Genomic DNA, 17,839 nt, shown 5'->3' with positions numbered 1-17,839 from the left:
CGCCCCATGACCACCACCGTTTCGTTTTCGTCGTCGCCGGCCGACGTCGCCGCCGGCGACCTGTGCGACCTGCCCGCACGCACCATGCTCGATCTGCTGAAGGCGCGGCAGATCAGCGCGTGCGACCTGCTCGATGCGCATCTCGCGCGCATCGCGACGGTCAACCCGCGCGTGAACGCGCTCGTCACTGTCGTCGATCCCGATGCGCTGCGTGCCCGCGCACGCAAGATCGACGCACGCTGGGCGCGCGGCGAATGGTTGGGGCCGCTGCACGGGCTGCCGGTGTCGCAGAAGGACCTGACCGCGACGCGCGGCGTGCGCACGACCTTCGGCTCGCCGCTGTTCGCCGATCACGTGCCGCAGCACGACGCGCTGATCGTGCGCCGCTGCGCGAGTGCCGGCGCGCTGATGATCGGCAAGTCGAACACGCCGGAATTCGGCGCCGGCTCGCATACGTTCAACGCGGTGTTCGGCGCGACCCGCAACCCGTGGGACCTGACGCGTTCCGCGGGCGGCAGCAGCGGCGGCGCTGCCGCGGCGCTCGCCTGCGGGATGAATCCGCTCGCGTGCGGCAGCGACATGGGCGGCTCGCTGCGCAACCCGGCCGCGTGGAACAGCGTGGTCGGGCTGCGGCCGTCGCCGGGCCGCGTGCCGCGCGCGCCGGACCTGAACGGCTGGGCGACGCTCGGCGTCGACGGGCCGATGGCGCGCGACGTCGCCGACACCGCGCTGCTGCTGTCCGCGATCGCCGGGCCGAGCGGCGAAACCGCGACTGAAATCGCGGAGCCGGGCGCGCGCTTCGCGCAGCCGCTCGAACGCGATTTCCGCGGCACGCGCATCGCGATGTCGCGCGGCTTGCCCGGCGTGCCGGTCGATCCGGAGATCCGGCGCGCCGTCGATGCGCAGGCGCACGTGTTTGCGTCGCTCGGCTGCGAAGTCGAATTCGACGATCCCGATCTTTCGGAAGCCGAAGAAGTATTCCGCATCGAGCGTGCCTGGATGATCGGCACGCTGGTCGACGGCTTCGACGAACGGCAGCGTGCCGCGCTGAAGCCCGAACTCCTCGACGAATACCGGCTGCATCGGTCGCTCTCGGCCGCGGATCTCGGCCGCATGTTCGTGCGCAAGACACGGCTGTTCGACCGGATGCGTGCGTTCATGCAGCGCTATGCGTTCTACCTGCTGCCGACGACGCAGGTGATGCCGTTCGACGCCGCGCTGCGCGTGCCCGCCGATGTGCGCGGTATCGCGAACACGACCTACATCGACTGGATGCGCGTGTGCTGGCTGCTGTCGTCGACCGAGGCGCCGATCCTGTCCGTCCCGTGCGGTTTCTCCGCGACCGGCTTGCCGATCGGCATGCAGATCGTCGGCCGCTACCGCGACGACTGGGGCGTGCTCCAGTTCGGCCATGCGTACGAAGTCGCGGCCGGCAGTCGCCGGACGCTGCCGCCCGTCGTCGCCGACGCGCTGCGCTGACCACTTTTCCCGGCTGATAGCGGACCGTTCCGGTCCGTGCCGGCAGGCCGCGCGCCTGCGGGGGGCGCGCACGCCAGCGTTTGGCCATTCGACCCGCGCAATGGAGATCTCTCGATGAAACAACGGCTGTTGGCAGGCGCGGGCGTCGCGCTGATCGCGGGTGCGGCGCACGCACAGAGCAGCGTCACGCTGTACGGCATTATCGATGAAGGGCTGACTTACTCGAGCAACGTCGCGGTGACCGGCGCGAACGGCGTGGCAAGCGGCAAGCCCGCGCTGCGGATGCTCGGCGGCGTGCAGCAGGCGAGCCGCTGGGGGCTGCGTGGCAGCGAGGATCTCGGCGGCGGGCTGAAGGCCGTCTTCACGCTCGAGAACGGGTTCGATCCGAGCACCGGCAAGCTCGGGCAGGGCGGGCTGATCTTCGGCAAGAAGGCGTTCGTCGGGCTGTCGGGACCGTTCGGCACCGTCACGCTCGGGCGGCAGTACGACACCAACGTCGACTTCCTCGGCCCGCTCGAGGCCGCCGCGCTGTTCGGCGGCTACATGGTCGCGCACCCCGGCGACCTCGACAACGTGAACAACGCGAACTCGACCAACAACGCGATCAAGTTCACCAGCAACGACTACGGCGGGTTGCGCGTCGCCGCGATGTACGGGGTCGGCGGCGTGGCGGGCGCGACGACGCGCAACCAGGTGTGGTCGGCCACGGCCGGCTACACGCGCGGGCCGCTCGCGGTGGCGGCCGGCTACCTGAATGCGCGCAACCCGAACGTGTCGTTCTTCGGCACGACCGGCAGCCCCGCGCCGACCGTGGGCGGCGTGCCGGGCAACAACATGCTGTCGCCGGTGTATTCGGGCTATGCGTCGGCGCGCACGTTGCAGGTCGTGGCGCTCGGCGGCACCTATGCGATCGGCGCGGTGACGCTCGGTGCGATGTACACGAACACGTCGTTTCGCCAGCTCGGCGATCTGTCGTCCGGCCCGAATCCGGGTGGCGTGTCCGGCAACGCGGTGTTCAACAACGCCGAGGCGAGCGTGCGCTATCAGTTCACGCCTTACCTGTTCGGCGGCGTGGCGTACGACTACACGCGCGGCGGCGGCGTGGACGGCCGCGACGGCGCGACGTATCACCAGGTTGCCGGGGGGCTCGACTATTTCCTGTCGAAGCGCACCGACGTCTACGTGAGCGCCGTGTTCCAGCGTGCGTCGGGCACCGACTCGACCGGGCATGCGGCGGTCGCGGCGATCAACGGCCCCGGCGCCTCCGCGAACGACCGGCAGTTCCAGGCGCGGATCGGCATGCGCCACAAGTTCTGATCAGGGCGACGGCGAGCGGCTGCGCGGTGATATCCTCGCGAAACGCCCGCGACCGACGGGCGGATACCGACTGCCCGCACGCGGCCCGACGCCGCGCTGCGCGGCGTTTCCGAGGGAGAGCCGAACCATGAGCCGCAAATTCATTCTGAAGGGCGACACGACCGATCACGGCGGCGTCGTGCTCGACGGGATCGCCAATTCGTCGTTCGACGGCCGCGAGCTTGCCTATCTCGGCGCGCCGGTGTTCTGCGCCGCGTGCAAGACCCAGGGGGTGATCGTCTCCGATGGCGGCGAGCGGACGATGACCGTGATGGGCAAGGTCGTCGCGCTCGAACACGACCTGTGCCAGTGCCTGTGCACGCCGCAGCCGAAGCTGATCCCGTCGCAGGGGACGGGCACCATCTCGGGCTGATGCCCGTCGACTCCGTGCGACGCGCGCGGCGCGCCGCCCGTCGTCAGACGCTGCCTGCGGTCTCGATCACCAGAATGCGCGCTTCTCCGAGCGGATGCGCGACGTGTTCGGTGCCGACCGTCGCATGAAAGACGTCTCCCGTTTCGAGCACCGTCGCGTGCTCGATGCCTGCTTCGCGGTAACGCATCTCGACGCGGCCGTCGAGCACCGCAAAGACTTCCTCGCCGTCGTTCACGTGCCACCGGTACGGCTGATCGGTCCAGTGCAGGCGGACCGTGATGCCGTTCAGGTTCGCGATGTCCAGCGCGCCCCATGCGCGCTGTGCGGTGAAGGCGGTGCTGCGGATGATGTTCATCGGTAGGTCCGGTCCGTGAATGTGAAGGCTGCGGAGCGCGGGCAGGCTGCACGTCCGCGCGCCGGTTTCCGTGTACCGGGGATCAGCGCGACATCGCGCGCAAGGCCGCGTCGATCGTCTGCTTCCGCTTCTCGAGCCCCGCAGCCGAACGCTCGGTCACGCGCTTCAGGACCGATGCCGGCGCGGTATCCGGCGAGCCTGCATCGAACGGCGGCGCGGGCGCATATTCGAGCGCGAGCTGGATCGCCTGCGCCTCTTCGTCGCCGACCAGTTCGGCGGTGATCGTCAACGCGAAGTCGATGCCGGCCGTCACGCCGCCGCCGGTGATCAGGTTGCCGTCGCGCACCACGCGTTCGCGCACGGGCACCGCACCGAGCGGCGCGAGCAGCGCATGAAACGCCCAGTGCGTCGTCGCGCGGCGGCCGCGCAGCAGGCCGGCCACGCCGAGCAGCAGCGCGCCCGTGCAGACCGACGTCACGTAGCGCGCGGCGGCCGCGCGCTGCTGCACGAACGCGATCGTTTCGGCATCGAGCAGCAGTTCGTTGATCCCGATTCCGCCGGGCACGCAGATGACGTCGAGCGGCGGGCAGTCGTCGAACGTGCAGGTCGGCGCGAGCGCGAGGCCGCTGCTCGACGCGACGGTGTCGCGCGATTTCCAGACCAGATGAACCGCCGCGTCGGGCAGCGATGCGAGCACGTCGTGCGGGCCGGTGAGATCGAGTTGCTGGACACCCGGAAACACGAGAAAGCCGATATGCAGGGTCATGCGAACACTCCGAAGGGAAGGGGCGGCGCCGCGGCCGGCGCACGATGGACAGATCGATTCTAGGCGCGTAGTGTTTGGCGAAATTGCCAGATCGCCCACGTTTTCAGCCAATCGCCATGCCAGCCGCTCCGCGCTCGATCCTGATCCTCGCGTTCCCCCGTGCGCAGTTGCTCGACGTGACCGGGCCGCTACAGGTGTTCGCCTCCGTCAACGAACTCGCGCAGGAGCGCGGCCGGCCCGCGCCGTATGCGCCGCGCGTCGTGGCCGCCGAGGCGGGGCCGGTCGAGACGTCGTCGGGGCTCGTCGTGATGGCCGATTCGCTGCGCTCGGCCGGGTGGCCCGACACGGTGATCGTGGCCGGCGGCAAGGGCGTGCAGGCCGCGTCGCGCGATGCGCGCACGGTGCGCTGGGTCCGGCAGCAGGCGCAGCGCGCGCGACGTGTCGCGTCGGTCTGCACCGGTGCGTTCCTGCTCGCCGAGGCCGGTCTGCTCGACGGGCGGCGCGCGGTCACGCACTGGGCGCGCTGCGACGAATTCGCCGCGCGCTATCCGAACGTGCGCGTCGAGCCCGATCCGATCTTCATCCGCGAAGGCGCGCTGTGGACGTCGGCCGGCGTGACGGCCGGCATCGATCTCGCGCTCGCGCTGGTCGAGGAGGATCTCGGGCGGGCGATCGCGCTCGATGTCGCGCGCGAACTCGTCGTGTTCCTGAAGCGGCCGGGCGGGCAGGCGCAGTTCAGCGCGATGCTGTCGATGCAGTGCACCGACGACCGTTTCGGCGAACTGCATGCGTGGATCGCCGAGCACCTGACGGCCGACCTGTCGGTGCCGGCGCTCGCCGAGCGCGTCAGCATGAGCGAACGCAGCTTCGTGCGGCACTACCGCGCGGGGACCGGCCGCACGCCCGCGCGCGCGGTCGAACAGATTCGCGTCGAGGCCGCGCAGCGCTTGCTCGGCGAAACCGCGTGGCCCGTCAAACGGATCGCCACGCGGTGCGGCTTCGGTTCGGAAGAGACGCTGCGGCGCAGTTTCGTGCGCGTGCTCGGCGTGTCGCCGCAGGGCTATCGCGAGCGGTTCGTGCGATAACGTGCCGGTGCGCGGCGAGCATGCCGCGCGTGGCAACCGGGGACGGAGCCGTCGACGTTCGGAACTGCGCGAATCGCGATCACTTTCGAGTCCGAAACGCTGCGACTATTCGGGCGAGGAGAACAATGGGCGGGGGCTTGTGCCGCACGCGTTGCGCGCTCTATTCTGTTCCGTTGGCGATTCGAAGGGGGCGCAGCATGGACCGCATCCAGGCAATGGAAGTTTTCACCCGCGTGGTCGACGCGAACAGCTTCACGCGCGCGGCCGACACGCTCGCGATGCCGCGCGCGTCGGTCACGACCATCATCCAGAATCTCGAGGCGCTGCTCGGCGTGCGCCTGATGCACCGGACGACGCGCCGGCTGTCGCTGACGCCGGAGGGCGCCGCGTATTACGAGCACTGCGTGAAGATCATCTCGGAGATCGCGGAAGCCGACGCGAGTTTCCAGACCGGCAACCGCAAGCCGAGCGGCGTGCTGCGCGTCCACATGCCGAGTTCGCTCGGGCGGCGCGTCGTGCTGCCGGCGCTGTCGATCTTCCGGCAGCGCTATCCGGACATCACGCTCGATCTCGGCCTGGCGGACCGCTACGTGGATCCGGTCGAGGAGGGTATCGACTGCATGATCCGGGTCGGGCCGCTAGAAGATTCGTCGATGGTCGCGCGGCGGATCGGCATGCTCAAGCGTGTGACCTGCGCGTCGCCCGACTATCTCGCGCGTCACGGCGAGCCGCAGGAGATCGCCGACCTGGCGGACCATCATGCGGTGAATTTCCGCGCGAGCCACGGCGCGCGGGCGATTCCGTGGGTGTTCATGATCGAGGGCAAGCCGGTCGAGGTGCGGATGAACGGCAGTGTCACCGTGAACGATTCGGATGCGTACGTGACGTGCGGGCTCGAAGGGTTCGGGATGATCCAGCCGACGCTGTTCATGGTGCTGCCGAACCTGCGCGACGGCACGCTGGTCGAGGTGCTGCCCGATTGCAATCCGAAGCCCAAGCCGATCTCGATCGTGTATCCGCACAACCGGCATCTGTCGCAGAAGGTTCGCGTGTTCGCGGACTGGATCGCGGAGCTGTTCGAGTCGACGCCGGCGCTGGAGGGCGGCGAGAACTGGCGGGGGAAGGTGCGGGCGGCGGCCGTGGAGGAGCGGGGATCGGTGGTGGCGTAACGTGTGGGATGCGCGTGCCTGCAGGGCAGGCGACGCGCGAATTCGTCGCACGCGCCGGATGACGCAATGAAAAAAGCCGCTGATCCTTGCGGAACAGCGGCTTTTCGCATTTGGTGGCGAATCAGGGACTCGAACCCCGGACCTGCGGATTATGATTCCGTCGCTCTAACCGACTGAGCTAATTCGCCGAAGACTTGAATTATGCTGATGTGCCGCCGGGCTGTCAACACCTTTTTTCATCTTCCCTGAAAAAAGTTGCCGGCGGCCCGTTCGGGCAGTGTAGCGGGCGGGGTGGCCGCCCGCTACCCGACCTCAATCCTGCGCGTAGATATTGGAGTCCTTCGTCTCCTTGACGAACAGCACACCGATCACGAACGTGGCCAGCGCGATCACGATCGGATACCAGAGCCCCGAGTAGATGTTGCCCTTCGCCGCGACGATCGCGAATGCGGTCGCCGGCAGGAAGCCGCCGAACCAGCCGTTGCCGATGTGATACGGCAGCGACATCGACGTATAGCGGATCCGCGTCGGGAACATCTCGACCAGCATCGCCGCGATCGGGCCGTAGACCATCGTCACGTAGATCACGAGGATCGTCAGGATCACGATCGTCATCGGCCAGTTGAGCTGCGCCGGGTCGGCCTTGGCCGGGTAGCCGGCCGCCTTCAGCGTCGACGCGAGCGTCTTGTCGAACGCCGCGCCTTGCGCCTTCGCGTCGGCCGCCTTGCCGTCATACGCGGGGATCACCGTATCGCCGACCTTGATCTGCGCGGTCGTGCCAGCCGGTGCCGCGACGTTCTCGTAGTTCAGGCCGGCCTTCGCGAGCGCGCTCTTCGCGATGTCGCACGAGTTCGTGAACTTCGACGTGCCCACCGGGTTGAACTGGAACGAGCAGGCGGCCGGATCGGCGAGGACCGTGATCGGCGCCTTCTGCGTCGCGAGTTCGAGCTGCGGGTTCGCGTAGTGCGTAAGCGCCTTGAACAGCGGGAAGTAGGTGAGCGCCGCGATCAGGCAGCCCGCGAGGATGATCGGCTTGCGGCCGATCTTGTCCGACAGCGAGCCGAAGAACAGGAAGAACGGCGTGCCGATCAGGAGGGCGATCGCGATCAGGATGTTCGCGCTGGCGCCGTCGACCTTCAGCGTCTGCGTGAGGAAGAACAGCGCGTAGAACTGGCCCGTGTACCACACGACGGCCTGGCCGGCGGTCAGGCCGACGAGCGCGAGGATCACGAGCTTCAGGTTCTTCCACTGGCCGAACGCTTCGGTCAGCGGCGCCTTCGACGTCTTGCCTTCCGCCTTGATGCGCAGGAACACCGGCGATTCGTTCAGCTGCAGCCGGATCCACACCGACACCGCGAGCAGCGCGATCGATGCGACGAACGGCACCCGCCAGCCCCAGCTGCCGAACGCTTCCTCGCCGATGAAGGTGCGCACGCCGAGGATCACGAGCAGCGACAGGAACAGGCCGAGCGTCGCGGTCGTCTGGATCCACGCGGTGTAGAAGCCGCGGCGGTTCGCCGGCGCATGCTCGGCGACGTAGGTCGCCGCGCCGCCGTACTCGCCGCCGAGTGCGAGGCCCTGCAGCAGCCGCATCGCGATGAAGATCACGGGCGCCGCGATGCCGATCGATGCGTAGCCGGGCAGGAAGCCGACCACGAAGGTCGAGATGCCCATGATCACGATCGTCACGAGGAACGTGTGCTTGCGGCCGACGAGGTCGCCGAGCCGGCCGAACACGATCGCGCCGAACGGACGCACGGCGAACCCGGCCGCGAAGCCGAGCAGCGTGAAGATGAATGCCGCGGTCGGATTGACTCCGGAGAAGAAGCTCTTGCTGATGTAGGCCGCGAGTGAGCCGGCCAGGTAAAAGTCGTACCACTCGAACACGGTGCCGAGCGACGACGCGAAGATCACCTTCTTCTCTTCGCCCGTCATCGGCGAGTGCGAAATTTGCCCGCCTAACGTTGCCATGAATCGTCTCCAAGTCCCTTGATATAGATGTGTGGCCGCCTTGGGTGGGCGGGCCTGTCGACGATTATTGGCACGGAAACTTACGGCGCACTGACTCGCGGGCGCAAAACGACTGCACGTTAACCCGCGCCGAATCGGCCGTTTCGTGCCCCGATCGTGTCGCGGCAGGGCGGTAAAACGCCGGTTTCGATGCGATCGCAGCGCGTATGCGGCGGTATGCGGTTCGGATCCGCCCGTATCAGGATCGATCCGCGGCGGTGTCCGACAACGGCAGGCTGACGCGCACGAGCGTGCCAGCGAGGCGCGGTGCGCTCTGATAGACGTGATCGTCGAGCGTCAGCGTGCCGCCGTGCTGCGCGGCGATCTCGCGCACGATCGCGAGCCCGAGGCCGCTGCCGTCGCCTTCGCGGCCGAGGATCCGGTAGAAGCGCTCGACCACGCGCTCGCGTTCGCCGGCCGGGATGCCGGGGCCCGTATCCTCCACTTCGAGATGCACGCGCCGCGCCGCAGGCTCGGCCCGCACGCGCACCGTGATGCGGCCGCCTTCGGGCGTGTAGCGGATCGCGTTGTCGACCAGGTTGCCGAGCATCTCGCGCAGCATCACGGGATTGCCGTCGACGTCGAGCGGCGTGTCGTCCTCCGGGCCTTCGTAGCCGAGGTCCATGCGCTTCGCGAGCGCGGCCTGCACCCAGTCGCGCACCGTGCGGCGCGCGAGCGCCCCGATCTCGACCGGCTCGAAGGTCAGCCCGCTCGCGCGGTTCTCGGCGCGCGCGAGCGCGAGCAACTGCGTGACGAGCCGGGCGGCCTGCTCGGAGCTCGTCGCGATCTGCTCGAGCGAACGCTGGACGTCGGGCGGCACGGGATGGCGCAACGCGAACTCGGCCTGCGTGCGCAGCCCCGCGAGCGGCGTCTTCATCTGGTGCGCGGCGTCGGCGATGAAGCGCTTCTGCAGCGCCATGTTCTGTTCGAGGCGCGCGAGCAGGTCGTTGAACGACGTGACGAGCGGCTCGATCTCGGGCGGCGCGCGCTGCGCCTCGACGGGCGACAGGTCGTCGGGCCGCCGCGCGCGGATGTGCGCCTGCAGCGCGTTGAGCGGCGCGAGCCCGCGCGACAGCCCGAACCACACGAGCAGGATCGCGAGCGGCAGGATCACGAATTGCGGCAGGATCACGCCCTTGATGATGTCGTTCGCGAGCGCGTTGCGCTTGTCGAGCGTCTCGCCGACCTGCACGAGCACGGGCTGCGTGCTGCTCGACTCCGGCAGCGCGACGGTCGTATACGCGACGCGCACGTCGTTGCCGCGCAGCAGGTCGTCGCGGAACACGACGACGCCCGGCGGCGGGCGGTCCTCGTCGCGCGGCAGCGGCATGTCGGCCTCGCCCGCGACCAGCTCGCCGCGCGTGCCGAGCACCTGGAAGTAAACGCTGTCGACGTTGTCCGCGCGCAGGAAGTCGCGCGTCTGCTGCGGCAGCGTCAGCTCGGCGACGCCGTTGACCGGATGGATCTGCCGCGCGAGCACATACGCGTTGGTCTCGAGCGCGCGGTCGAAAGGGCCGTTCGCGATCGTTTTCGCGACGAGATAGGTGACGGCGATGCTCATCGGCCACAGCAGCAGGAGCGGCGCGAGCATCCAGTCGAGGATTTCGCCGAACAGCGAGCGCGGGCGCGCGGCCTCGGGCGTATCGGTTTCGTCGGGCGGCGCGAACGGGTTCTCGTAGCGCGCGTCGCGCACGGCGTCGGCGGCGGACGATGGCTCGCCGGTCGGATGGCGGGAATGGGCCGGCGTGGCCATCGCGGCGACGGCCGGGTTCAGCGCAGCGGCGTGCCGGCCGCCGCGGGCTGGGGCGCGGCCGGGTCGGCTGGCGCCGCGGGCGCGACTTTCTCGAGGCAGTAGCCGAGGCCGCGCACGGTGGAAATCCGCACGCCGCTCGGCTCGATCTTCTTGCGCAGCCGGTGCACGTACACTTCGATCGCGTTGTTGCTGACTTCCTCGCCCCATTCGCACAGATGGTCGACGAGCTGCTCCTTCGACACGAGCCGGCCGATGCGCTGCAGCAGCACCTCGAGCAGCCCGAGCTCGCGCGCGGACAGATCGAGCACGCGCTCGTTCGCATACGCGATGCGGCCGACCTGGTCGAACGCGAGCGAGCCGTGGCGCACGACGGTCGGGCCGCCGCCCGCGCCGCGCCGGGTCAGCGCGCGCACGCGCGCCTCGAGCTCGTTGAGCGCGAACGGCTTGGCCATGTAGTCGTCCGCGCCGAGGTCGAGCCCCTTCACGCGCTCGTCGACGCTGTCGGCGGCGGTCAGGATCAGCACGGGGAGGTTGGAATTGCGCGCGCGCAGGCGCTTCAGCACGTCGAGCCCGGACATCTTGGGCAGCCCGAGATCGAGGATCAGCAGGTCGAAGGACTGCATCGACAGCGCGGTATCGGCCTCGATACCGTTCTTCACGTGGTCGACCGCATAGCCCGATTGGCGGAGTGACCGGGTGAGGCCGTCCGCGAGTATGCTGTCGTCTTCGGCGATGAGAATTCGCATGTTGCTGACCGATGGCCGGCGGGGCGTGCGCGCCGGCGCGGCTGTCTCCGAAGTTATCCGTGTACAACGCAGCCTGCATTGCGGGCTTGCATAAAACACTGTTTTTTTATACAGTGTCTGCATTCGTGGGCAGCGCTTGAAAGCGGGCGCGCCTCTGACAGACGCTGCTCATCATAGCAAAGGACGATTCATGGAAGATAGCAAGAAGGGCTCCGGGATGACCGCCGAGAAGAGCAAGGCGCTGGCGGCCGCACTCGCGCAGATCGAGAAGCAGTTCGGCAAAGGGTCGATCATGCGGATGGGCGACGGCGAAGCGGCCGAAGACATCCAGGTCGTCTCCACGGGCTCGCTGGGTCTCGATATCGCGCTCGGCGTCGGCGGTCTGCCGCGCGGCCGGGTGGTCGAGATCTACGGTCCGGAATCGTCGGGTAAAACCACGCTCACGCTGCAGGTCATCGCCGAGCTGCAGAAGCTGGGCGGCACCGCAGCGTTCATCGACGCCGAGCACGCGCTCGACGTCCAATATGCAGCGAAGCTCGGCGTGAACGTGCCGGAGCTGCTGATCTCGCAGCCGGACACCGGCGAGCAGGCGCTCGAAATCACCGACGCGCTGGTGCGCTCGGGCTCGATCGACATGATCGTCATCGACTCGGTCGCGGCGCTCGTGCCGAAGGCGGAAATCGAAGGCGAGATGGGCGATTCGCTGCCGGGCCTGCAGGCTCGCCTGATGTCGCAGGCGCTGCGCAAGCTGACCGGCACGATCAAGCGCACGAACTGCCTCGTGATCTTCATCAACCAGATCCGGATGAAGATCGGCGTGATGTTCGGCAACCCGGAAACCACGACGGGCGGCAACGCGCTGAAGTTCTACTCGTCGGTGCGTCTGGATATCCGCCGGATCGGCTCGATCAAGAAGAACGACGAGGTGATCGGCAACGAAACCCGCGTGAAGGTCGTCAAGAACAAGGTGTCGCCGCCGTTCCGCGAAGCGATCTTCGACATCCTGTACGGCGAAGGCATTTCGCGCCAGGGCGAGATCATCGATCTCGGCGTGCAGGCGAAGATCGTCGACAAGGCCGGCGCCTGGTACAGCTACAACGGCGAGAAGATCGGCCAGGGCAAGGACAACGCGCGTGAATTCCTGCGCGAGAACCCGGAAATCGCCCGCGAGATCGAAAACCGCATTCGCGAGTCGCTCGGCGTTGCCGCGATGCCCGATGGCGTAGTCGACGAAGCCGAGGCGATGGACGAAGAAGAGTGATGGTCGGGCGCCGAGGTCACGCTGGCGAACCGGACCCGAGCGACGCGCCCGACACGGCGGGCCGCTCCGGCCGGCGAGCCGCATCCTCGGGTGCCGACCGGCGGGGCGCGGGCAGTCAGTCCGCGCACCGCACCGCGACGAGGGCATCCGACGATGCCCTCGTTTCGTTTGAGATCACCGCACCGGTCGATCCGTTCGACGACGACGAATCGTTCGACGCGCACGACCGGTCGCGCCGTCGCGTGTCCGGTGTCGGCTTCCCGGGCGAGCGCGCAGCCGATGCGGCGGCGTCGGTCAAGGAAGATGTGTATACGCGCAGCAGCCAGCATCCGCGTCGCACACGCCGTGCGGCCGGCGGTTCAGGCAGCGCTGCTTCCGGCGACGAGGCCGGCGCCACCGGGCGCAAGTCGTCGAAACCGCCACGTTCGCTGAAGGGCCGCGCACTCGGCTATCTGTCACGGCGCGAATACAGCCGCGCCGAACTCGCGCGCAAGCTCGCGCCGTACGTCGGCGAGGACGAATCGGTCGAGCCGGTGCTCGATGCGCTGGAACAGGAAGGCTGGCTGTCCGATGCACGCTTTGCCGAGAGCCTCGTGCATCGCCGCGCATCGCGCGTCGGCGTCGCACGCATCGTCAGCGAACTGAAGCGCCATGCGGTCGGCGACAACCTCGTCGAGGAAGTGAATGCGCAGTTGCGCGAGACCGAGTGGACCCGCGCGCAGGCCGTCTGGCGCAAGAAATTCGGTGCACTGCCGCAAACGCCCGCCGAGCGCGCGAAGCAGGCGCGCTTCCTTGCCGCGCGCGGCTTTTCGAGCGCGACCATCGTGAAGTTGCTGAAGGTCGGCGACGATTTCCCGATCGACGACTGACCGCTTCGGTCGCGCGCGCTGCGCGCGATTTTGCTGCAATGCAACCGTTTCCGGACAGGCGGGAATACCCGCCGTCGCGGCCGGATGCCTCAAATACCCAATATGCTAAAATCCACGGGTTTTCCTCTTCGGCCTCAACCTCCAGCATGCCGCTATCCGAGCCCGTGCCCCGTCAGTTGCGACATCGACGCGCAATCCGAGCGGAAGCCTACGAGCGCGACGACGGCTTGTGGGACATCGAAGCCTGCCTGACCGACCACAAGCCGCGCGATGTCGCGCTTGCGTCGGGCATCCGGCCCCAGGGCCTGCCGATCCACGAACTCTGGCTGCGCGTGACCATCGATCGTGACCTCAATGTCGTCGACGCCGAAGCGTCTTCGGAGTGGGTTCCCTATCCCGGTCACTGTCAATCCGCCCCTCCCGCCTATCGGGCCCTCATCGGGCTCAACCTCTTCCGCAATTTCCGCCGCAACGCGAACCGGCTGCTCGCCGGCGTCGCGGGCTGTTCCCATCTGACCGAACTGTGCGCCGTGCTGCCGACGGCAGCGATCCAGGCGTTCGCCGGTGACGTGTGGAACGTGCGCGAAGAGGGCGGCGAAGGGCCGGACCATGACGGCGAGCACGTCGAGCCGCCTTTCCAGCTCGGCCGCTGCCGGGCATTGCGGTTCGACGGCGAGGTCGTGCGGCAGTACTACCCGCGGTGGTACGGCGCGCTTCGGCCGGATCTGCCCGGTGAGGGCAGCACGAAGGAATGAACGGAAATCATTCGAAGAAGCGTCTTAAGCGACATTTCATCCAACTCTCAGACTGAAGGGAATCACGCATGAAGATTCACGAGTACCAGGGTAAGGAAATCCTGCGGAAATTCGGAGTCGCGGTACCGCGCGGCAAGCCGGCGTTCTCGGTTGACGAGGCCGTCAAGGTGGCAGAAGAGCTCGGCGGCCCGGTTTGGGTCGTGAAGGCTCAGATTCACGCGGGTGGCCGTGGCAAGGGCGGTGGCGTGAAGGTGGCGAAGTCGATCGAGCAGGTCCGCGAATACGCGAACCAGATCCTCGGCATGCAGCTCGTCACGCACCAGACCGGTCCGGAAGGCCAGAAGGTCAACCGCCTGATGATCGAAGAAGGCGCCGACATCAAGCAGGAACTGTATGTCAGCCTCGTCGTCGACCGCATCTCGCAGAAGATCGTGCTGATGGGTTCGAGCGAAGGCGGCATGGACATCGAGGAAGTTGCCGAAAAGCACCCGGAACTGATCCACAAGGTCATCGTCGAGCCGTCGACGGGCCTGCTGGACGCCCAGGCCGACGACCTCGCCGCGAAGATCGGCGTGCCGGCCGCTTCGATTCCGCAAGCACGCGCGATCCTGCAAGGCCTGTACAAGGCATTCTGGGAAACCGACGCATCGCTGGCTGAAATCAACCCGCTGAACGTCTCCGGCGACGGCAAGGTCATCGCACTCGACGCGAAGTTCAACTTCGACTCGAACGCGCTGTTCCGTCACCCGGAAATCGTCGCGTACCGCGACCTGGACGAAGAAGATCCGGCTGAAATCGAAGCGTCGAAGTTCGACCTCGCATACATCTCGCTCGACGGCAACATCGGCTGTCTCGTGAACGGCGCAGGCCTCGCGATGGCGACGATGGACACGATCAAGCTGTTCGGCGGCGAGCCGGCGAACTTCCTGGACGTCGGCGGTGGCGCGACGACCGAGAAGGTCACGGAAGCGTTCAAGCTGATGCTGAAGAACCCGGACCTGAAGGCGATCCTCGTGAACATCTTCGGCGGCATCATGCGCTGCGACGTGATCGCGGAAGGCGTGATCGCCGGTTCGAAGGCCGTGAACCTGAACGTGCCGCTCGTCGTGCGCATGAAGGGCACGAACGAAGACCTCGGCAAGAAGATGCTGGCCGATTCGGGCCTGCCGATCATCTCGGCTGACAGCATGGAAGAGGCTGCGCAGAAGGTTGTCGCGGCTGCCGCAGGCAAGTAAGCGCGCTCAATGAATAGGTATGGCGGCGCGGTTTGCACGCGACGCCAATCGAACAGAGGTCAAAATACATGTCGATTCTGATCAACAAGGACACGAAGGTCATCACGCAGGGCATTACCGGCAAGACCGGTCAATTCCACACGCGCGCCTGCCGTGAATACGCAAACGGCCGCGAAGCATTCGTCGCGGGCGTGAACCCGAAGAAGGCCGGCGAAGATTTCGAAGGCATTCCGATCTACGCGAGCGTCAAGGAAGCGAAGGCCGAAACCGGCGCGACCGTGTCGGTCATCTACGTTCCGCCGGCAGGTGCTGCTGCTGCGATCTGGGAAGCGGTCGAAGCCGACCTCGATCTCGCGATCTGCATCACGGAAGGCATTCCGGTTCGCGACATGATCGAAGTGAAGGACCGCATGCGTCGCGAAGGCCGCAAGACGCTGCTGCTCGGGCCGAACTGCCCGGGCACGATCACGCCGGACGAACTGAAGATCGGCATCATGCCGGGTCACATCCACCGCAAGGGCCGCATCGGCGTCGTGTCGCGTTCGGGCACGCTGACGTATGAAGCGGTTGCGCAGCTGACGGCACTGGGCCTCGGCCAGTCGTCGGCAGTCGGTATCGGCGGCGACCCGATCAACGGTCTGAAGCACATCGACGTGATGAAGATGTTCAACGACGATCCGGATACGGATGCGGTCGTGATGATCGGCGAAATTGGCGGTCCGGACGAAGCCAATGCCGCCGAGTGGATCAAGGACAACATGAAGAAGCCGGTCGTCGGCTTCATCGCTGGCGTCACGGCGCCTCCGGGCAAGCGCATGGGCCACGCCGGCGCGCTGATCTCGGGCGGTGCGGATACGGCCGAAGCGAAGCTGGAAATCATGGAAGCGTGCGGCATCACCGTCACGCGCAACCCGTCGGAAATGGGTCGCCTGCTGAAGAAGGCGCTGTAATTTCCGCGTGGTTCATCCTGCAAAAAACGCCGGCTTCGCCGGCGTTTTTTGTTATGCTCGCGCAATGAATTTGTAAGCCCCGGGGCTGCGCGATGCATGTTCCGGCATTGACCCGGGCCGCCTGTTCGACAGCCGTTGCCCCGCACCCGATCACCCGATACTGCTCATGCTTGAATTCCTGACGTCGCTCCACTGGGGCGCGGTGTTTCAGATCGTCATCATCGACATTCTCCTCGGCGGCGACAACGCGGTCGTGATCGCGCTCGCATGCCGCAACCTGCCCGCCAACCAGCGGCTGCGCGGCGTCGTGTGGGGCACGGCCGGCGCGATCCTGCTGCGGGTCGCGCTGATCGCATTCGCGGTCGTGCTGCTCGACGTGCCGTTCCTGAAGTTCGGCGGCGGCCTGCTGCTGCTGTGGATCGGCGTCAAGCTGATGGCGCCGGACGCCGATGCGCACGACAACGTGAAGCCGGCCGACCGGCTGTGGGACGCGGTGAAGACGATCGTTATCGCCGACGCCGTGATGAGCCTCGACAACGTGATCGCGATCGCCGGCGCGGCCGAGCAGGCCGATCCGTCGCACCGGCTGGCGCTGGTGATCTTCGGGCTCGTCGTCAGCGTGCCGATCATCGTGTGGGGCAGCACGCTGGTGCTGAAGCTGCTCGACCGCTTTCCGGTCGTCGTCGCGCTGGGCGCCGGGCTGCTGGGCTGGATCGCCGGCGGGCTGATGGTGCACGACCCGGTCGGCGACCGCTGGCCGGTACTCGATACGCAGGCCGCGATCTACGGCGCGAGCATCGCCGGCGCGCTGTTCGTCGTCACCGCGGGTTACGCGCTCCGGCGCCGCCGCGGCGTCCCGCGCGCGCATTGACGTTGGCCGTCCGGCCGACTGCCGGGGCCGCGGCCCGCTGGCTACGATCGAAACGCCTGCCTGATCCGGCAGGCGTTTTTCGTTTCCGGAGCCAGTCATGTTCGAAGCCTTTTCCGTTTCCCTGTTCCGTCGCATCGCCGCCGATCTGCGGCGCGCGCGCCGGCCGGCGCCGCGCTGGCGGCCGGCCGGCTTCACGCTGATCGAGCTGATGATCGTGCTCGCGATCGTTGGCGTGATCGCGGCCTATGCGATTCCCGCGTACCAGGATTACCTCGCGCGCTCGCGCGTCGGCGAGGGGCTCGCGCTCGCGTCGTCCGCGCGGCTCGCGGTCGCCGACAATGCCGCGAGCGGCGCGGGCCTCGACGGCGGCTATAGCCCGCCGGCCGCCACCCGCAACGTCGAATCCGTCGTCATCGACGGCGACACGGGCCAGATCACGGTGGCGTTTACCGCCCGCGTCGCCGCGGCCGGCGCGAATACGCTCGTCCTGGTGCCGTCCGCGCCGGACAAGGCCGATACGCCGACCGCGCGCGTACCGCTGAAAAAGGGCACGATGCAGGCCGGGGCGATCGCATGGGAGTGCTTTGCCGCCGGCAAGGCTGCGTCGTCGCTCCCGGCGCCGGGAGCGGGCCCGCTACCGGCGGAGGCCGCGACGTTGCCCGCGAAATATGCGCCGGCGGAATGCCGCGCGTAGGGGCGGGGGCATGCCGGCCAGTGCGGGGCCGCGTGCACGGCACGGCGCCCGCCGTGCCGGCGGGTTGCGCCGGTCGCACCGGTCGCGCCGCGTCGGGTGACGGTGCGACGGG

The 17,839-nt window shown here is 67.7% G+C and carries 17 protein-coding genes and 1 tRNA gene; 12 read left to right on the top strand and 6 right to left on the bottom strand.

All coding sequences use genetic code 11. The features are described 5' to 3' along the window. Window positions 1–6: 6 nt before the first annotated feature. The 3 genes from DIE02_RS09165 to DIE02_RS09155 all read left to right on the top strand — a co-directional run bounded on the left by DIE02_RS09165 (window position 7) and on the right by DIE02_RS09155 (window position 3,208). On the top strand, window positions 7–1,479 hold the full coding sequence (locus DIE02_RS09165) for an amidase (protein ID WP_124486908.1): 1,473 nt from the start codon (window positions 7–9) through the stop codon (window positions 1,477–1,479). A gap of 114 nt (window positions 1,480–1,593) precedes the next feature. Then, complete coding sequence (locus DIE02_RS09160) at window positions 1,594–2,796, top strand: porin (protein WP_124486909.1); 1,203 nt, start codon at window positions 1,594–1,596, stop codon at window positions 2,794–2,796. Window positions 2,797–2,923: 127 nt separating this feature from the next. Next, window positions 2,924–3,208: a PAAR domain-containing protein gene (locus DIE02_RS09155; protein ID WP_011657840.1), complete on the top strand. Its 285-nt coding sequence runs from the start codon at window positions 2,924–2,926 to the stop codon at window positions 3,206–3,208. A 43-nt stretch (window positions 3,209–3,251) separates the two neighbouring features. Here the strand turns inward: DIE02_RS09155 and DIE02_RS09150 are convergent, their stop codons facing one another. After that, a complete protein-coding gene (locus tag DIE02_RS09150) occupies window positions 3,252–3,563 on the bottom strand; it encodes a cupin (protein ID WP_124486910.1) in 312 nt (103 codons plus the stop codon). A gap of 82 nt (window positions 3,564–3,645) precedes the next feature. After that, the gene (locus tag DIE02_RS09145) at window positions 3,646–4,329 is read right to left on the bottom strand and encodes a DJ-1/PfpI family protein (RefSeq protein ID WP_124486911.1); all 684 of its coding nucleotides are present in this window, start codon (window positions 4,327–4,329) and stop codon (window positions 3,646–3,648) included. A gap of 116 nt (window positions 4,330–4,445) precedes the next feature. Between DIE02_RS09145 and DIE02_RS09140 the strand changes: the two genes are divergently transcribed. Continuing rightward, on the top strand, window positions 4,446–5,414 hold the full coding sequence (locus tag DIE02_RS09140) for a GlxA family transcriptional regulator (RefSeq protein ID WP_124486912.1): 969 nt from the start codon (window positions 4,446–4,448) through the stop codon (window positions 5,412–5,414). Between the two features lie 197 nt (window positions 5,415–5,611). Further along, entirely contained in the window at window positions 5,612–6,583 is a 972-nt protein-coding gene (locus DIE02_RS09135) for a LysR family transcriptional regulator (RefSeq protein ID WP_124486913.1), read from the top strand. A gap of 111 nt (window positions 6,584–6,694) precedes the next feature. On the opposite strand, the gene DIE02_RS09130 is transcribed toward DIE02_RS09135, so the two are convergent. The 4 genes from DIE02_RS09130 to DIE02_RS09115 form a co-directional block, all read right to left on the bottom strand. Further along, window positions 6,695–6,771 (bottom strand) — tRNA-Met (locus tag DIE02_RS09130). Window positions 6,772–6,895: 124 nt separating this feature from the next. Further along, a complete protein-coding gene (locus DIE02_RS09125) occupies window positions 6,896–8,554 on the bottom strand; it encodes an MFS transporter (protein ID WP_124486914.1) in 1,659 nt (552 codons plus the stop codon). A gap of 238 nt (window positions 8,555–8,792) precedes the next feature. Next, complete coding sequence (locus tag DIE02_RS09120) at window positions 8,793–10,346, bottom strand: sensor histidine kinase (protein ID WP_124486915.1); 1,554 nt, start codon at window positions 10,344–10,346, stop codon at window positions 8,793–8,795. Between the two features lie 17 nt (window positions 10,347–10,363). After that, complete coding sequence (locus tag DIE02_RS09115; RefSeq protein ID WP_124486916.1) at window positions 10,364–11,092, bottom strand: response regulator transcription factor; 729 nt, start codon at window positions 11,090–11,092, stop codon at window positions 10,364–10,366. Between the two features lie 190 nt (window positions 11,093–11,282). On the opposite strand from DIE02_RS09115, the gene recA reads away from it, so the two are divergent. The 7 genes from recA (at window position 11,283) to DIE02_RS09080 (ending at window position 17,727) form a co-directional block, all read left to right on the top strand. Next, window positions 11,283–12,353, top strand: coding sequence for a recombinase RecA (gene recA, locus DIE02_RS09110; protein ID WP_044844523.1), 1,071 nt, complete (start codon window positions 11,283–11,285; stop codon window positions 12,351–12,353). Then, the gene (gene recX, locus DIE02_RS09105) at window positions 12,353–13,222 is read left to right on the top strand and encodes a recombination regulator RecX (RefSeq protein WP_124486917.1); all 870 of its coding nucleotides are present in this window, start codon (window positions 12,353–12,355) and stop codon (window positions 13,220–13,222) included. The genes recA and recX overlap by 1 nt, the downstream gene beginning before the upstream one ends. A 146-nt stretch (window positions 13,223–13,368) precedes the next feature. Beyond that, complete coding sequence (locus DIE02_RS09100; RefSeq protein WP_124486918.1) at window positions 13,369–13,977, top strand: DUF2889 domain-containing protein; 609 nt, start codon at window positions 13,369–13,371, stop codon at window positions 13,975–13,977. A gap of 68 nt (window positions 13,978–14,045) precedes the next feature. Further along, a complete protein-coding gene (sucC, locus tag DIE02_RS09095) occupies window positions 14,046–15,212 on the top strand; it encodes an ADP-forming succinate--CoA ligase subunit beta (RefSeq protein ID WP_006755512.1) in 1,167 nt (388 codons plus the stop codon). Window positions 15,213–15,280: 68 nt separating this feature from the next. Continuing rightward, entirely contained in the window at window positions 15,281–16,162 is an 882-nt protein-coding gene (gene sucD, locus DIE02_RS09090) for a succinate--CoA ligase subunit alpha (protein ID WP_006477916.1), read from the top strand. 166 nt (window positions 16,163–16,328) lie between these two features. After that, window positions 16,329–17,033, top strand: coding sequence for a TerC family protein (locus tag DIE02_RS09085; RefSeq protein WP_044844520.1), 705 nt, complete (start codon window positions 16,329–16,331; stop codon window positions 17,031–17,033). Between the two features lie 97 nt (window positions 17,034–17,130). Then, window positions 17,131–17,727 (top strand): pilin, encoded by a 597-nt coding sequence (locus DIE02_RS09080; protein WP_044844519.1) that lies wholly within the window; start codon window positions 17,131–17,133, stop codon window positions 17,725–17,727. Window positions 17,728–17,839 lie beyond the last annotated feature (112 nt).

Origin of the sequence: Burkholderia sp. Bp8991 (assembly GCF_003853795.1) — a bacterium.
Classification (GTDB): Bacteria; Pseudomonadota; Gammaproteobacteria; order Burkholderiales; family Burkholderiaceae; genus Burkholderia.
This window is presented reverse-complemented; position numbering and strand designations above follow the sequence as displayed.

Coding starts and splice junctions, on each gene's coding strand:
- DIE02_RS09150 (WP_124486910.1), bottom strand. CDS start 3,563: ATGAACATCATCCGCAGCACCGCCTTCACCGCACAGCGCGCATGGGGC.
- DIE02_RS09160 (WP_124486909.1), top strand. CDS start 1,594: ATGAAACAACGGCTGTTGGCAGGCGCGGGCGTCGCGCTGATCGCGGGT.
- DIE02_RS09140 (WP_124486912.1), top strand. CDS start 4,446: ATGCCAGCCGCTCCGCGCTCGATCCTGATCCTCGCGTTCCCCCGTGCG.
- DIE02_RS09120 (WP_124486915.1), bottom strand. CDS start 10,346: ATGGCCACGCCGGCCCATTCCCGCCATCCGACCGGCGAGCCATCGTCC.
- DIE02_RS09125 (WP_124486914.1), bottom strand. CDS start 8,554: ATGGCAACGTTAGGCGGGCAAATTTCGCACTCGCCGATGACGGGCGAA.
- DIE02_RS09155 (WP_011657840.1), top strand. CDS start 2,924: ATGAGCCGCAAATTCATTCTGAAGGGCGACACGACCGATCACGGCGGC.
- DIE02_RS09085 (WP_044844520.1), top strand. CDS start 16,329: ATGCTTGAATTCCTGACGTCGCTCCACTGGGGCGCGGTGTTTCAGATC.
- DIE02_RS09100 (WP_124486918.1), top strand. CDS start 13,369: ATGCCGCTATCCGAGCCCGTGCCCCGTCAGTTGCGACATCGACGCGCA.
- recA (WP_044844523.1), top strand. CDS start 11,283: ATGGAAGATAGCAAGAAGGGCTCCGGGATGACCGCCGAGAAGAGCAAG.
- recX (WP_124486917.1), top strand. CDS start 12,353: ATGGTCGGGCGCCGAGGTCACGCTGGCGAACCGGACCCGAGCGACGCG.
- DIE02_RS09165 (WP_124486908.1), top strand. CDS start 7: ATGACCACCACCGTTTCGTTTTCGTCGTCGCCGGCCGACGTCGCCGCC.
- sucD (WP_006477916.1), top strand. CDS start 15,281: ATGTCGATTCTGATCAACAAGGACACGAAGGTCATCACGCAGGGCATT.
- DIE02_RS09145 (WP_124486911.1), bottom strand. CDS start 4,329: ATGACCCTGCATATCGGCTTTCTCGTGTTTCCGGGTGTCCAGCAACTC.
- sucC (WP_006755512.1), top strand. CDS start 14,046: ATGAAGATTCACGAGTACCAGGGTAAGGAAATCCTGCGGAAATTCGGA.
- DIE02_RS09115 (WP_124486916.1), bottom strand. CDS start 11,092: ATGCGAATTCTCATCGCCGAAGACGACAGCATACTCGCGGACGGCCTC.
- DIE02_RS09135 (WP_124486913.1), top strand. CDS start 5,612: ATGGACCGCATCCAGGCAATGGAAGTTTTCACCCGCGTGGTCGACGCG.
- DIE02_RS09080 (WP_044844519.1), top strand. CDS start 17,131: ATGTTCGAAGCCTTTTCCGTTTCCCTGTTCCGTCGCATCGCCGCCGAT.